General features: G+C 40.4%; 15 protein-coding genes and 1 pseudogene. 15 read left to right on the top strand and 1 reads right to left on the bottom strand.

The genetic code is table 11. The features are described from left to right. From LC586_RS35885 to LC586_RS35830, 12 genes and pseudogenes are all read left to right on the top strand, one after another. Positions 1 to 278, top strand: a pseudogene (locus LC586_RS35885) (hypothetical protein); the annotation flags it as partial. A gap of 17 nt (positions 279 to 295) precedes the next feature. Further along, on the top strand, positions 296 to 1,708 hold the full coding sequence (locus LC586_RS35880; protein WP_229490292.1) for a hypothetical protein: 1,413 nt from the start codon (positions 296 to 298) through the stop codon (positions 1,706 to 1,708). Between the two features lie 150 nt (positions 1,709 to 1,858). Next, positions 1,859 to 3,625, top strand: a complete 1,767-nt coding sequence (locus tag LC586_RS35875; protein ID WP_229490290.1) for a type IV secretory system conjugative DNA transfer family protein — start codon at positions 1,859 to 1,861, stop codon at positions 3,623 to 3,625. 444 nt (positions 3,626 to 4,069) lie between these two features. Further along, positions 4,070 to 4,495, top strand: a complete 426-nt coding sequence (locus LC586_RS35870; protein WP_229490288.1) for a DUF1664 domain-containing protein — start codon at positions 4,070 to 4,072, stop codon at positions 4,493 to 4,495. Positions 4,496 to 4,553: 58 nt separating this feature from the next. Continuing rightward, a complete protein-coding gene (locus tag LC586_RS35865; protein ID WP_229490286.1) occupies positions 4,554 to 6,809 on the top strand; it encodes a hypothetical protein in 2,256 nt (751 codons plus the stop codon). Positions 6,810 to 7,039: 230 nt separating this feature from the next. Next, complete coding sequence (locus LC586_RS35860; protein ID WP_229490285.1) at positions 7,040 to 7,924, top strand: hypothetical protein; 885 nt, start codon at positions 7,040 to 7,042, stop codon at positions 7,922 to 7,924. A gap of 10 nt (positions 7,925 to 7,934) precedes the next feature. Next, complete coding sequence (locus LC586_RS35855; RefSeq protein ID WP_229490284.1) at positions 7,935 to 8,108, top strand: hypothetical protein; 174 nt, start codon at positions 7,935 to 7,937, stop codon at positions 8,106 to 8,108. A gap of 95 nt (positions 8,109 to 8,203) precedes the next feature. Then, positions 8,204 to 8,947, top strand: coding sequence for a hypothetical protein (locus LC586_RS35850; RefSeq protein WP_229490283.1), 744 nt, complete (start codon positions 8,204 to 8,206; stop codon positions 8,945 to 8,947). 27 nt (positions 8,948 to 8,974) lie between these two features. Then, the gene (locus LC586_RS35845; protein ID WP_229490281.1) at positions 8,975 to 9,670 is read left to right on the top strand and encodes a DUF6884 domain-containing protein; all 696 of its coding nucleotides are present in this window, start codon (positions 8,975 to 8,977) and stop codon (positions 9,668 to 9,670) included. A 28-nt stretch (positions 9,671 to 9,698) separates the two neighbouring features. Further along, positions 9,699 to 10,541, top strand: a complete 843-nt coding sequence (locus LC586_RS35840) for a hypothetical protein (RefSeq protein WP_229490279.1) — start codon at positions 9,699 to 9,701, stop codon at positions 10,539 to 10,541. 542 nt (positions 10,542 to 11,083) lie between these two features. Beyond that, complete coding sequence (locus tag LC586_RS35835; RefSeq protein ID WP_229490277.1) at positions 11,084 to 11,446, top strand: hypothetical protein; 363 nt, start codon at positions 11,084 to 11,086, stop codon at positions 11,444 to 11,446. 2 nt (positions 11,447 to 11,448) lie between these two features. Then, positions 11,449 to 12,279 carry a hypothetical protein gene (locus LC586_RS35830; protein ID WP_229490275.1) on the top strand — a complete coding sequence of 277 codons (831 nt, stop codon included), beginning with the start codon at positions 11,449 to 11,451 and terminating at the stop codon, positions 12,277 to 12,279. Between the two features lie 291 nt (positions 12,280 to 12,570). Here the strand turns inward: LC586_RS35830 and LC586_RS35825 are convergent, their stop codons facing one another. Then, on the bottom strand, positions 12,571 to 12,984 hold the full coding sequence (locus LC586_RS35825) for a hypothetical protein (protein ID WP_229490273.1): 414 nt from the start codon (positions 12,982 to 12,984) through the stop codon (positions 12,571 to 12,573). 35 nt (positions 12,985 to 13,019) lie between these two features. On the opposite strand from LC586_RS35825, the gene LC586_RS35820 reads away from it, so the two are divergent. The 3 genes from LC586_RS35820 to LC586_RS35810 all read left to right on the top strand — a co-directional run. Continuing rightward, positions 13,020 to 13,250 carry a hypothetical protein gene (locus LC586_RS35820; protein WP_152591072.1) on the top strand — a complete coding sequence of 77 codons (231 nt, stop codon included), beginning with the start codon at positions 13,020 to 13,022 and terminating at the stop codon, positions 13,248 to 13,250. A 78-nt stretch (positions 13,251 to 13,328) separates the two neighbouring features. Continuing rightward, positions 13,329 to 14,519, top strand: a complete 1,191-nt coding sequence (locus LC586_RS35815) for a bifunctional 5,10-methylenetetrahydrofolate dehydrogenase/5,10-methenyltetrahydrofolate cyclohydrolase (RefSeq protein ID WP_229490271.1) — start codon at positions 13,329 to 13,331, stop codon at positions 14,517 to 14,519. A gap of 35 nt (positions 14,520 to 14,554) precedes the next feature. Continuing rightward, a partial coding sequence (locus LC586_RS35810) for a glycosyltransferase family 2 protein (RefSeq protein ID WP_229490269.1) occupies positions 14,555 to 14,817 on the top strand: 263 nt, incomplete at its 3' end.

Genomic DNA, 14,817 nt, shown 5'->3' with positions numbered 1-14,817 from the left:
CTGATAGCAGACATATCGCCAAAGGGATGCAAGTTGCCTTAAAAAACCAGTGGGTTACGACAGACAGCAAGCTTTGGAAGCGTCTGAACCAACTTGTTGAGTTGCGATCGCAAGGAGAGGAACTTGTTGTCGCCGCCAGCACTACCGGAGTATCAATGCAGTTGGTTGAAAAACTCATGGTGCTAGGTGGAAAGCGCTTCTTAGAAATACCGCCACAGCCCAATAACACTCCCATAACACCAAATACAGGTAAAACAAACTTTCTCTTGAATCAATAATTTTTAAATAACCAGTGATGTATAACGAAAATTTGACCTCCAACAACCAAATTTTAGATATCACAACCGAGGTAACTGCGATTGTACCAGTGAGAGCTGCAAGTCAGGAAACCACTCACAAAAAAACCAACCGAGCGCTTGAGTATCGGATGGAAAAATTTAATAAATTACGCTACCTGATGGTTGCAGGACTTATTGCAGGGCTTGCCCTACATGGGTTAATCCGGTTTGGAGGTAGCTACAATATCGGCAGTCTCCTATTCGGTGAGAAAGCAGTAGCTCAAACAGTTCCATCGAAGTATTCAAATTTGAACACTTCGATAGATAAAACAAAACAAACCAAACAGCCACAGCCCGTCGCAACTAAATACGTCAACGGCGCACCTACTCCTGACTGGAGTAGTATCACGTTCAAAAATATGAAATTTGGCGGTGCTGGCAGCGTCGAATTCCCTAATATCAAAAACCCTGGTATGAAGGAGACACGCACCTGGAGTACCGGACAAAGCCTTGCCGAAGTCATGGAACTGGGCGATTTTGAAGCAACTGAGTTCAATATTGAAGATTTTACGCTTGAAGATATCGCCAACATCACGGGAATTAACCTCAAAAATCTCAAACTGTCAGATTTTGAGACACTAGAGTGGCAAACACTCGAAGACCTCGCCGAAGCAATTCCCAAGCTTGAAGATTCAGAAGTCGGAGCCATCCCACCAATTAAAGAACTAGTGACCAAAGTTACAGGCAGCACCGCAAGCTACCAAACTGTTGGTGAAGTGCTAGACAATTATCCCGAACTGGGAGAAGTGGAACTCGGTAAGTACGTCAAACTCGATAAGTATAAACTAACCAGCATCCCCGGTATTCAGGATGCACAGCTAAAGGACTTTACTAACTGGCAAAACACAACAATTAGTAAAGTTCCGGGATTAGCTGATGTACCGTTTGATCAGTTCCCCAGCGTACCAATTCCCGATGTTAGCTTTATCGGCAAAGTAGACTTACCCCTCGGTTCGCTTGAAAGCGGACGCTGGAAGTCAATAAGCGGTAGCTATCAAGCTGGGTTTAATGTCCCGTGCGAGAAAAAGTGCGGTCACATCGAAGTTTCGGGCAGTGAGACTATCGTTGGCGCACAATGGATGTCTGGTAAAGACCAAAACGTTAAAGGCGGATTCGGCATCTTGGGCAGCCTCAACGGTGGGAAAGAACCCACAGGTCGTCATCCCTTTGGGAAATCATTTAAACAAGTCATTTGGGATATTAACGAAGCAGACGGTAGTATCACCACCGCGATGTTCTTCCGTATCTGCAAGCGGGGATGGGTTGACTTGGGCTGTTCACCCTACTTCATTGGCCCAGTTCCCTTCTTCACCTACCGCGAGATAGACCCAATTATCCTTGGTACACCCCTCACTGTACCGAAGAAGTAACAAGTAAAAAGGCAATCATAGAAGAATTTATCCTCTTGCTTTTAACTTTTGACTTGGATAAGACACCCTACACAAATAACGGATAAATATGTAACTTCACTTAATACCATATCTCTTCAATTATTTCATGCCAAATTAACACAGATTAATATGAATAATTATCTGTTTGCAACTGCTAAAACTAAGACTGTTAGAGAAGTAAAAGCTGCTCATAAAAATAGTAATACTGACTTTAGTAAATATACAGATAAGCTCATGTCACCTCAAGGTTTACTACTTGCAGGGGGAATTGGCTTAATGTTGCTTTTACAGCTTTTTAGTAACGGTAAAAAAGGCAAGCTTGCTACTAGCTATTGGGGCGGAGCAAAGGAAACTGCCCAAGCTAAGAAAAAAGCCTTGAAGCAAATCTTAGCTCCTAAGTGTGATAGTGCCAGCCTGTATATCGGAATACATAGATACAAGGGTCAAAAATCACCCAAGGGGAGCGGGGGAGTACCAGTTTATGTACCCGATGTCCAACGCGGAACTGCTGTAATTGGCGCACCTGGTAGCGGTAAATCATTCTCGGCTATCAACCCGATGATTTACTCAGCAATTGACCAAGGCTTTGGTATAGTACTATACGACTTCAAGTATGCAAGTCTTGCCAAAATCGCCAGTTATGCCAAATCAAAGGGGTATGATGTACACGTCTTCGCACCGGGATTCCCCGAATCGGAGGTATGTAACCCAATCGATTTCTTGCGCGATTCCTCCGATGCTGAAACCGCACGGCAGTTAGCTACGGTAATTAACAAGAACTTTCGCCTGTTGGGTAATGCCTCTGAGGATGCATTCTTTGGCCCTGCGGGCGATCAGCTGACGCAGGCTATCTTAATGTTAACCAAGGAGTTTGGCGATCGCGCTGATATTATGACGGCGGCGGCAATACTTTCCAGCGAGAAGATGGTCGAACGCTTGATGGCAGCAGCACTAAACCCCTGGATTAAGATAGCTTTTGGTCAATTATTTAGTTCGGCTGGCTCCGAAAAAACCGTAGCGGGTATCGCTGGTAGCGCTTCATTGATGTTCACTCGGTTCATGGCAAGGGGTACATTGGGATGCTTTGTCGGTAAAACAACCCTCCCGCTGGAGGTAAAACGCAAACAGATGATTATCTTCGGGTTAGACCGCGAACGCCGCGATGCCGTCAGCCCCCTGATGACCAGTATTCTTCACATGGTAGTTTCCCGCAGTATCGCCAAAAAACGCAAGGAAGATGGCCCATTAGTAGTATGTCTTGACGAGTTGCCAAGTATCTTCCTTCCAGATTTATTTAAATGGCTTAACGAATCTCGTTCCGAAGGATTCTGCGGTATCCTGGGTTGGCAAAATATGGGTCAGCTTGAAAAGATTTATGGTAGGGAAATCTCTAAAGCCATCCTCGGTGCGTGCGGCACAAAATTTGTTTTTAATCCTGGTGAAGAAGAATCTGCTAGATTATTTTCTGCATATTTAGGTGAAGAGGAAATTAAATATAAACAAAAATCTCGCTCAACTGGAGGAGGTAGGGCTAGCACATCTATCAGCGAACAAGAACGGACTCGGAAGCTGTTCGAGCCTGCCCAATTCCTCAAATTACCACCGGGGAAATGTCTATTTATCAACCCAGCTTATAGTAATAAAAATGAGGGTTCAGTACCAATATTAAAAAATATCAAAATCCCGAAATATATTATTGGACTCGAACAAGAAAACGATACTAAGTGGGATAAAGTCATTAAGGAGCTTGCTAGGAAAAGTACCCAAAAAAAGCCCACACAGGAAGATTTAGATTTGCGAGTCAAGGAAGTAGATCGGAAGTTTCCTATCCCACAAGCACCCGTACAAGCAGGCAATGCACCGTTGCCTGTTGATGCATACAAGAGCTTTTTCTAAAAATGATACAATGTAGCGTCAAAGACGAAAATATCACTCAGACAAAAATAATTAAGCTAATAAATAATTATCATCAAAAAGGTCAATTAATTAGTTCAAATCAAGTAAATAGCAAGAATGCACATTCAATTATTAGCTCTTTTGAGGAACAGTTTATCCTCCGACCAAGAGTGAAACTTCATGGGCTACATAGACAGATCGTAATCGATAAAATTGAAATAAATGTTAACAACTATGGTGAATTAATCAAACATCATGTAAATTTAATTGGTTTTGAACAACAACAATATGTTGCATATCTACTTCCTTATCAAAGAGTAAACATACATATTATTTTCAACCGTGCCACAGGAAGCCAAGGAAACTTAATTGACATTAGTTTCCCTCAATATAGTATGTGGAATTCAGAATATAAAGTTAAACTCTCTTACGAGGCAATTATCAATGAATATTACAGAGCAGAAAAACAACAACTTGAGTATAGAAGAGATATTGAACGGAAAGTTAGACGACTTATTGAATATTCTGAAAAAGTCACAAACTACGACATACAACTCGACAACGCTATTAATAGAATTAACCAAATTCTTAGAAAAATGGCATAAAACTTGTGAGGATATTAATGTACAGCACCAACAAATCAATCAAGAAATATTTATAGCAAAAGAAAAACTAACATCAATGGAAGTTAAAATATCCAGACTAGATGACAAGCTAGAAGCAATGTTAAAAATTATTGCTAACCAAAGCGAACAACTAAGCGAAATAAATCAAAATTTCAAAAATAGCCAAATAGAACTAAGTCAAAACAAACATCAAAATGGAAATTCAACCTCTCTATCACTTGAAGAGGTTAAATTTTTTATTTAATAAAACTACCTCAGCTTCAGCCCGATTTCATAAAAAATTACCCATTTCAAAGTAAGATATGTTTGACCCCAGACAAACTCAAATTAATGAATCATATTTAAATACAGGCGATACTGCAATTAAAACAAGTCGGGAATTAAGTAAAACCCTCATCAATGCACTTACTAAGATAACTAAAGTAATTCTCGAAAAACTCAAAGAAGCTCAAGAAGCAAGTAAAATCGCAATTGAAGTTGGCAAAGACATTTACAATCTTGTACCTGATGAATCTGCCCCTGGTGCGTATAAATGGGAAAAGATAGATTTAGCCAGCCAAAGTATAAAAAGCAATCAAGAAACTAATATTGTGTTAATACCCGATCTATTAATAGAAGGTCAATACACAATAGAAACTGAACCTTTTACAGACTATCAAGCACAAAGAATTGCTGCCAGATTAGTAGAAGATGTACCCAATTTAAATAGTGATTATCAGCAAACAGGTGATATCGCTCTGAAAATTACGGCTTATCTGGAGTCAGAGGGTTCAGAAAAACAAATCGTTATCTACGAACAAAATAGCGAAGGTAAATGTACAACTAATCTCGTCACTGAAATACTTACCCCAGATGAAATAATAGACATAGCAAGTGAACCACTGATTAAGCTACTACCTCCATCTGCTGAAATTATTGAAAATTCTGAAGATACAAAAGAGTTATTATCTGATCATGAAAATTTCACTGCTATACAAGTAAATCCACTGTTAGATGATAGTCAGCTGACTATAAATAAGTTACTACAAGATGAAAACAGCGAAAACAGTTCGCTCATAACTCAAGAAATAAACTCATCTGTTGAAATAGAAGCAGATGAAAGTTTTGGAGATGATGTGGTCAATAATCTTCAAGAAGAAATCGCACAGTCCAAAGAAACTCTTCAAATCAGAGAGATAGTTGTTAGTACCTACCAACCTCAAGATAAAACTGAAGGAGAGGTAAACGAAAATGCAACTCACAATCAGTTTTTTGCACAAGAGCCAGAGGAGCTAGAAACTAATAATCGAAACAAATATACACCTGAATTTATCTATCAAGAAGTAGCTAACTCCCAAGGTGTAGAGTCAGCAGCGCAGCAGTGGGCGCGTCAGGTTGAAGTACCTATCTATCAAATTAATAATAAACAAGCGCGGGAGGAACGCTACAACGGGGAAAATAAAGACATTGCTGAAACCGCGATCGCAATGTTAAAAAAATACGGCACTCTTGAACAAGATGGGTCGCGTATTTACCGTAGCGATACATTTGTGATTCGCCAAGAGGGAGACACTGTTAGCATTCACCGTCGCAGTGATGAACTATTTGGGTGGGAAAACTCCTTGATGGATTTTAAATTCAACAAAAAAGAGGAACCCAAAATAACGAAAAAACCTACAGAGATGTTACCTGTTGAACGTCAGGAGTTTCTGATAGTGGCAGAGTACTTGGGCGACAATGGCAAGCTCCCTGACCTCAACAATGCCGATATCCGTGATGTAGCAAATAGCCTGGGAAGTCTTGCACCCGCTGGCACGATTAAAACGCTGGAAGTATTCAAACAAAATGAGATGTTGCACACTCTCAATAATGTCCTCATCCAGGCTGATAAGGAAGAACTTACAGTAGGTGAATTTACTATCAAGCGATCGCGCGACCCCGAAAATAATCGAGCCAGCCTGCAATTATTTAAAACTAATGAAGAGAAAGGTACTCAGGAACTTGTCCGGTTTGACCTAACTAAAACCGAAGCCGGCATTACCAAAGAGGTCAGCAAGATGAATATCTCTGACTACGACATCAACCAAGTCAAGTTTATTGCCCAGAACGCCAGCAAACTCAACTTGGAACAAATCTTCGGTAATGAACAATCTACACCTGCAACCGCACCCAAAGAACGAGTAATACAAGCAGCTGGTGATATACCTGTGAAAGTTCACCCATATATCGCTGAGGAATGGGCGAACATGGTCAAGCATGGTGGCCCTGACTGGGGAAAGGCAATGAACCAGGGTAATGAAGAGATTCTTCAGCGGATAAATGAGAATGACGGCAAGTTACCAATTGCCGACCAGAGGGAGATATACTTCAAGATTTTAAACCATAAGACAAATGAAGCTGAAAAGAAAGGAGAAACAGTCGTCGATTTTGTTCCCCTCAAAGACATTATGAGCGACTTACAACAATGGCGAGGAGAAGAAATTCGGCAGCAATATACCCCAACTGAACACATACCCTCCCCTCAACGGCAAACTGTTGCGGCTGCACCTAAAACCAAGTCGGGAGAGGTTGAATTGTAAACTAGCTATCACCAAGTTGTCTAATACCAAGTTTGGAAAGTCGCATTGACAATATAAAAACTTTGGTTGATAAGTTACGCAGATTTACCTCAATTCCAGAATTTAAAACTCAAAAAGCTTACTTTACAAGTTTTTCAATTTATTTAAATAAATAACACAATTACAGTAAAAATTACTACCTAAAGCTCACGCAGATACTTAATGTAGTATCTCAAACAAAAAAGCCAAAAGTGAGCTTAACATCCGAACTAAAAAATAGAAACTCACCTATCAGGAGATGGTTTGACTCTAAACTCAACAAGACAGTCATCAAGATGATCACTAACCATAACCAGCTATTAGAAAATCAAGAAATTATCAGACCAGTTGATGGGGTAGATTTCCCCTTGGTAGGAAATGCGATCGCCAAAGCACTTGCCAAGTATTTAGGAAGCATCTATGAAGACCAAACATGGTTTACCAATTGTCTTGCTCAGGTTGGAGCAAAAGCCCTCAAAATAGAATATGCCTTCGATTATTCCATTACAAATTCAAATTCACTTGAAGAAGAAGCTCTAAAGTGTATGCTCTTGGGTGCATTAGAAAATTATGCTCGTAGCCGTAATATTCATGAGATTATTCAACCTTTTCTACAAGGAGAAAAATTTCTTCAGCTTGAAGCAGAATACTTCAAAAAATGGCTTCCTAGTATCCAAGATACATCTCAAATCATCGGTATTGTACCCCGTACCTGGCAAACAGTAGCTAATCAAGTAAGTGGAAATATTACCTGCAATGCTTCATACCCTTTAAGTCAATATCTTGGAGGTGCTGATTGCCAGATAATTGCTGGAAATACTCTCATCGATGTACGAACAACTGCCAAAAAGCGTCCCTTCTCTCTAGAAAATTTTTACCAACAAATTAGTTACGTCCTGCTTGATAGCAATGATACCTATACTATCAATCAACTGGTCTGGTTTTACAGCCGCCAACAGTCGGTATTCTTCTATCCTACTGACAAAATATTCCGCAACTTGCAAGCAACAAGAGAAGAATTTAAGAAAATGATTCTTGATAACTATCACACAAATAGGCTAGCAGAACAAAACAAGTGTTTATATCTTCCCCAGTAAGGATAAAAATATGATTCAAGACTTTAAACTCAATCCTAGCTTCAATATCCACTTCGATGGTATGAAGTATCACGCCAAGATTCACTTTGATATACTTTTGAAACTGAAGCAGAAGAAATTCCAGCAAGTGATATTAGCACTCTTGCTACAAGAGTATCTAACCGTTGGCGGCAGTATCTTCTGAATATTGCAAATAAATACAGACATCTACTAGTTAGCCCTTTCCAAGCAGAGGGTTAACTTAAAAAATTAAAATCAAGTTTTGCTCGTTTAAATACTATGAAATTAGGTTTCTATCCAGTATTGGGTAAGAGCGATTTTGTTAGAAGCAAGGGTAAAAAAATCCCAATCTGGCAGTGGCTTGAGTATCAGCCGGTGGGCTGGCTATACTCACTCGCAATCAAGGCAGAAATTGTTCCAGATAGTCCTATTATTCATGACTGTGGGGCATTTAACTACCGTGACCAAGATATCCCCATTCTAAACGGTAAATATGTTGATGCTTACTGGTCTATTCATAGATATCGAGAACGCTCAAAGGTCGGCGATATTATTGTTTGTCCCGACCATTTACTTGTTGGAGAAAATATCAGGGAACGGCAAGAATACAACCTTAAACAAGCAGAAACATTTATCCAGCTTGCTAAAAGTTATCTTCCCAATAGGATACCCCTAGCAGTCATCCACGGGCAGTCTCTCAGTGAACGCCTCGAAGTAGCAAAATATTTTCTGGGACTGGGATACTACCATCTCGGCATCGGTGGGCTTGTTTCCCAGGCGAGAGAGTATTCAACTAACTTACACATTATCAAAACAATTACTCAAGTTGTGCGATCGCGAAGTGATTCGGAACGAGTATCGCCGAAGGCGGGCGTTTCGCCATCGCTAATTGACTCCGAAGGAGTATTGCCAAAGGCGAGTGCGATGCCTGCGCCGGGCGTAGCCATCGCACCATTGCACAGCAACTCCGCAGCACCATTGCACGAACCAAATGCTCACCTGCACGTTTTTGGATTATGCTAGCCTCAGTATGCCAAAGCTTTTATTCAGATGGGACTATCCTTTGATGGTTCAACTTTTATCCGGGAAGGACTAGGCGGTGGGATGTTCGTCAGCCACGAGGAAAAATTAATTCGGATACCAACCCACTGTGCGCCAAAGTGCAACTGTCATGTTTGCAGGGTTCTCAAGCGACATAGGATTGACCCTCGGCTGACAAACAAAGGACGGACGCATACTATGGGAAGAATCGCCCACAACCTCAATCTGGTGATCAGCACCTACAGAAAGTTCACTCCCAAGGAAAAAATCTACCTGGTTGCAGGATGTGGCAAGCAGCTTACCTACCCTGCTGCCGCCAAAGACTTATATTATTCCCAGCACTTTCAAGCGTGCCGTCGCTACGTAGAAGACCAAGACTCAAGATGGTATATCTTGTCACCATTACATCAAGTTATTAACCCAGAAACAATCATCAAACCCTACGACAAATCCCCCTATTCCTTATCTTATCAGGAACGCATACTATGGGCACGACAAGTAGCAGAAAGCCTCATACAAGTTGCGTCCCCGGAAATAGAGTTTGTATTCTTGACGGGCAAGCTTTACAGACAGGAGGTAACACCCATTTTACAAACAAAGGGATACGAGACAAAAGTACCAATGCAGCACCTAGCCATTGGACAGCAACTTGCCTGGATAAAGAAGGAACTGGAGCAAGAAAAACAGCTTGTTTTAAATATATAACCCAGCAGTAATAGCACCAAAATGATTTATGGATACTACAAAACGAGTAATTAATATAAGTGAAAAATTCGGTACTTGGACTATATTAGACAAACAAGGAAAGCAAGTATTATGCCAGTGTGATTGTGGAACCCAAAAACTTGTCTACAGTCACACCCTCACCAATGGTCGGTCAACTAATTGCGGTTGTAAAAAAAGAAAAGAATCCATCCCAGTTGGGGCAAACTTCGGGAGACTAACAGTTATATCCGATGTAGAAGTTAAGGGGAAAAGGGGTGAACTACTAGTCCTTACCTTATGCAGCTGCGGAACCCAAAAGTATGTCAGTAAAAATAGCTTAAAAAGAGGGCTTACACAAAGTTGCGGATGCTTGCAGCGCGAAACCCTCAAGAGCGATAAAACTGTCCACGGCCACTGTAAAAGCCACGAGTATAACTCCTGGTTACACATCAAGCGCATCTGCTATAACAAGAACCACCATCAGTACAAGTATCATGGCGGATGCGGAATTGAAGTCGATGCATCCTGGCGCGATAACTTTATCCAGTTCTTAAAAGATATGGGAGTAGCACCCGAAGGAACAGTCATAACACGTATTGACCTAGAGAGTGACTTTGCTCCCGGAAATTGTCAATGGATACCCAGAAAAGAGCATTACCGTCAAATACATTTCTTAAGAAGAAAAGAATTATTCATTTCTCAAGCTTTACCCAAACCAGTTGTTACAAATTGTGAGATAAATGTTTCACCAAATATTATTCGCGCAATTCTCAAAGCTCATGCAAATGGTGAAGCCAATATGAATAAACTTGCTACACAATATCAAATTAGCACTCAAGACGCAATAAATATTATCCTTCACCACGCTTAAATCATTAATTTCTTTTTAATAAAAGTGCGCTATAAATTCAAATAGCGCACTTTTTATTTTCAATAAATCATTGAATATTTTAAATAAAAATTAATCTGTTCATAGATTAATCACCACAGTTATTACACACCTTGTAAAGGTAGTTATTAGGAGTAATTCAGCAATCAAGAAGATCCAAAGTATTTTACCTGAGCATGAAGTTGACTGCACATGGCTAAATAATGGCGAGTTTTAACTAAGTGTTCATACAAATACGAAATTATTCTCTAGCTAGAAAAATTAGCTAGATTTTCTACCACAGACGAAATTATCAACTAGCTAGGCAAGCAAAACCTCAAGTCAAAATCCTAAAAATTGTACATGATAAGCTGTTGCGCTTATAACTTACACTTTTTCGGGTCTGGAACCCTGATTTCAACGAGAACACTCTGGAAAATTAAAGACGCGACAGCTTAATACACAACGGCTCTTACATCTGGTTTCACGCAGGACAAACTACAAGATGGGGAACTATAAATGCGATTAAAGCATTGCCATACCTAATGATTGCATACCAAATCGACGGACAGTGGTACAATGATCCCGATTTTTCACCACCCAAAAATATAGAAACAAAACCAACAATTCCTATAAGTTCAGCAATTATTCACATACCAAAAACAACAGCTGAGCTACAACCAATTGTTCAATTATGTGCGGGATTTAGAAACAGAAAAATTCACAGTCTTTGGGTAGTTAATGCTCCAGAGCAGGTATTGAAACATATCTTAGAGTGCAAGCAATGGGACAGTATATCACCCAACCAACTATTAGAAACTCTGTATGAATTAATTCTTTATGGCTACGAAGTCAAGATACTTCCCGCCAAAAAGAAAACCATATCCCCAATCGAATGGATGGAATAGTAATGACTAATAGCAACCAACAACTCACACTTTACTATCCTTGTGTAGTTCAAATTTTAGATCGGTTTGTACAAACAATATCAGTTGAGTTTTGGATACAGAATCCAATAAACGAAAAATGGAATTTGGTAGTCTTGAAAGATGATGATAGCAGCAGCATATCGGGTTATTCATCTGCGACAGCACCACGTAGAATGGCATATCTCAATAAAGAATATCTATCAATAGAAGCCTTTTTGCAAGCCAAAAAAGAAGAAGGTGTAGACTATCCCATTCGACATAAAAGAACTTATCTGACAGTTAAGGGTGCTGCATCTCACAAACTATTCTGGACATGGACAAATCCTCAGACCAATAAAATTGAACGCATCCACTGGCATCCTTTAGCTATGAAAGCAAAGGCAAGTGAAGATGACCGAACTGACTACTCAAATATAACTCCAGTCAAGATTGTAAATGGAAAATTAATTACACTTGAAAAGGAGAATTTACCATCAAATAGAGCAGCTTTTTCGGAGTTTCTTGCAGACAGGGAAGAAAACCTCCGCCTTGCACTCGAAGCCCTAAAATCACCCAATCCTGATGCCGCACTCGAACTGCTAGCCATCATGGAAGAAATATCCAAAGACTGCTTCTATGCCAGTTGGATTATGGGCAATGGATACAATTTAGAATCAATTCTTAAATCATGGGATGGCACTAGCAACGTTAGCTACGGCGGTGGGGAAATCACACAGCAACAGTTAGCACTAATGCGCGTTCTTTCTGAACTATCCCAAGGCTGGTGGTTTTGGGATGAAGATCAGGACACTGGGGTAATTTTCCAAAGTTAAACTTACAGGGGAATCGCCTGATTATTTGGGCTGGGAGTATTGCGATCGCTGTACAAGATCGGGAATGCGCTACTGTTAATCGTAAGCGCATTTTTTACACCCAGTATATCGAAGGTTAATTTTGAGTATGGGAAAGATGGCGATATTTGAGAAAAGCCTCTAAGACACTTACTTCGAGCTAAGAGTAAGTGTCTACCCCTGTGTAGCAACTGGTTAATCTCTATTTTCAGTCGTTTTAGAGAATAACGATCTCATATCCACTACAGATTATTATTTAGTGATGAATTATACTTATAACTCCATATCGCAATTCCGAGTTGGAGAAAATTGATATTGTTTTTGTCTTGCAGCCGCTATTTCAAAAGAGGTATCAAATTCGGTAGCCTTTGTTCCAAGTTTTAATTCCTCGTATAAAGGCACACCATCGCCGTCATTATCACTAAGAAGAACCTTAGTCATGATATGAGCAGGGGCAACTTGCGCGAGGCGATTTACTACATTAGCAACAAACTCGTTAGATGCTTCGCAGCCATTAAGGTATCTAATCAAAGCATCAGCAGTGGCCTCAGTCATCTTGGCTGGGTATTTTACCCCCGCTTCCAGAATAAAGTCATCGTAAATAGCTTTCTCGCTATCAGTAAAATTTTCCTTGCAAGCTTGTTGGATAATTAATTCAGCCTGCTGTTGTTGATTTAAAATTGTCATAGTGGTTTTTAGATATTGTTAAAGGAGTAACAGATATGACACATTATGTTTGCGATTTGTATGGCAATACAAACTGGAAGATTCCAGTAGAAGAAGTCGCCGCTAGAACATTCAATACAGAACAAGAAGCACAACAATGGTTCCAAGAGAAGTGTTCTGATAACAGTATTGAATTTAGTGGCTTCCATGACACTGAACGCTACGTAACTAACTGGGTTTCCTGCAACGGCAAAGAAGTTGGTGAAATCACCAAACGCCCTACCTAATTCCAACAAATCCTATTATAAATTCAGAAAATTGTTTGTACCAGACAATTTCCTTCATCAAATTTAACGCCATATTAAATGACGCTCATAGACGGACAGTTAATACGAGAACACGTAAAGCAAGAATGTCAAAAATACAAATCCATATTTCAAGCATCTCAAAAAGAAGTAGCAATCATCAGATTTGAGGCTTCAGAAAATGCCAGCAATGAATTAAGAGCTAGATATGAAGCAGCCAGAATCTCAGCAGAACAAAAAGTAGCTATTTTCAACGCTATTGGCATTACTCCCAATTATATTGTGCTGTCACCTAATATCGCAGTAGAGCAATTTGACGGCATTGTTCAATCCATTAACGAAAACACCCAAGTCACTGCTGCTATTGTTCAATATCCAATTCCAGCGAAGTTTACAAGCTCAATTGGGCTATTAGAGCCACAAAAAGATATAGATATCGTCCGCAGACAAAGCAACAATTTCTTTGAAAGTTGTGCTACTGCTGAAGGAATCGCCAGAATTGTTGAATCCTACGCACAAAGAGATTCCAATGTTGCAGTTGTCGGCGGAGGTGGCTTTGTGGGCAATGGTGTCATCAAATATTTAGAAGTAACCAGAATCAGTTGTTTCTGTTTAGAAGACGGCGATGACCTGACTAGAACTCAAGATGCTGACATTGTGGTATCAGTCACCGGAAGACGAGGAATTTTCACGGACTATGTACTCCCCTCTCATCGCTTGGTTGTCGATGGTGGCTTTACACCTACTGCTTCTGGTGCTGCTGGCGATGTAGACCGCAGTGCTTACAGCATCCCCCAGAACATTACGCCCGTCCCTGGAGGTGTTGGCCCGATAGAAATGGCAATTTTAGCAGAACGTTTGGTAAAAATGGATTTGGGCATAGAACTTGGGAAATGGAACTACCAGCAATTACAACAAGAACAGATGCAACGCGCTGCTACAATTGCCCCCATAGCTAGACTGCTCTTTGGGCAGCAAGCAACTGCCTATCCCCAATCCATTCGCACAGAAAAAGAAAACCTATTTGTCTTGGAAGGTAGTAACTACCAGATCAGCTTCAATAGCACCACGCAAAGTTTAACTGTTGCCAGAACCAATGAAAAGCTAACGCTAATTCGGCTAACTCTTGCAAGTAATCAAATTGAAACCGCCAGGGGTATAACAAACGAGGATATAGCAAGATGGCAGCAAATTCAAACTGCGATCGATTCAACAATAACGCAATCAACTGATAGAGGTATAGAGCTTTGAAATTATCAATTATCACTGCAACCTACAACAGACCTATGCAGCTTGCATCTACTGCACTGCCAAGCATTCAAAGTCAAACTGACCGCAATTTCGAGTGGATCGTTATCAATGATGGCGCTAATGCTGATACCAAAGATATCATCAACAGCATTAAGGCAAGAGCTGATTTTTCCATCAGTTACATTGAAATGGAACACCCTGAACCGAGCAGTGGTTTTGGCTTGTGCTACGCTCGAAACCTGGGACTAGATGCAGCTGGTGGTGACATTGTTTCATACCTGGACGATGACAACAGCAT

It is taken from the genome of Nostoc favosum CHAB5714, from assembly GCF_020829495.1.
In the GTDB taxonomy this organism is placed as follows: Bacteria; Cyanobacteriota; Cyanobacteriia; order Cyanobacteriales; family Nostocaceae; genus Nostoc; species Nostoc favosum.
Note: the sequence above shows the minus strand (reverse complement) of the source record. Positions and strands in the feature narration are given on the sequence as shown.

Coding starts and splice junctions, on each gene's coding strand:
- LC586_RS35880 (WP_229490292.1), top strand. CDS start 296: ATGTATAACGAAAATTTGACCTCCAACAACCAAATTTTAGATATCACA.
- LC586_RS35875 (WP_229490290.1), top strand. CDS start 1,859: ATGAATAATTATCTGTTTGCAACTGCTAAAACTAAGACTGTTAGAGAA.
- LC586_RS35870 (WP_229490288.1), top strand. CDS start 4,070: ATGAATATTACAGAGCAGAAAAACAACAACTTGAGTATAGAAGAGATA.
- LC586_RS35865 (WP_229490286.1), top strand. CDS start 4,554: ATGTTTGACCCCAGACAAACTCAAATTAATGAATCATATTTAAATACA.
- LC586_RS35855 (WP_229490284.1), top strand. CDS start 7,935: ATGATTCAAGACTTTAAACTCAATCCTAGCTTCAATATCCACTTCGAT.
- LC586_RS35850 (WP_229490283.1), top strand. CDS start 8,204: ATGAAATTAGGTTTCTATCCAGTATTGGGTAAGAGCGATTTTGTTAGA.
- LC586_RS35845 (WP_229490281.1), top strand. CDS start 8,975: ATGGGACTATCCTTTGATGGTTCAACTTTTATCCGGGAAGGACTAGGC.
- LC586_RS35840 (WP_229490279.1), top strand. CDS start 9,699: ATGGATACTACAAAACGAGTAATTAATATAAGTGAAAAATTCGGTACT.
- LC586_RS35835 (WP_229490277.1), top strand. CDS start 11,084: ATGATTGCATACCAAATCGACGGACAGTGGTACAATGATCCCGATTTT.
- LC586_RS35830 (WP_229490275.1), top strand. CDS start 11,449: ATGACTAATAGCAACCAACAACTCACACTTTACTATCCTTGTGTAGTT.
- LC586_RS35825 (WP_229490273.1), bottom strand. CDS start 12,984: ATGACAATTTTAAATCAACAACAGCAGGCTGAATTAATTATCCAACAA.
- LC586_RS35820 (WP_152591072.1), top strand. CDS start 13,020: ATGACACATTATGTTTGCGATTTGTATGGCAATACAAACTGGAAGATT.
- LC586_RS35815 (WP_229490271.1), top strand. CDS start 13,329: ATGACGCTCATAGACGGACAGTTAATACGAGAACACGTAAAGCAAGAA.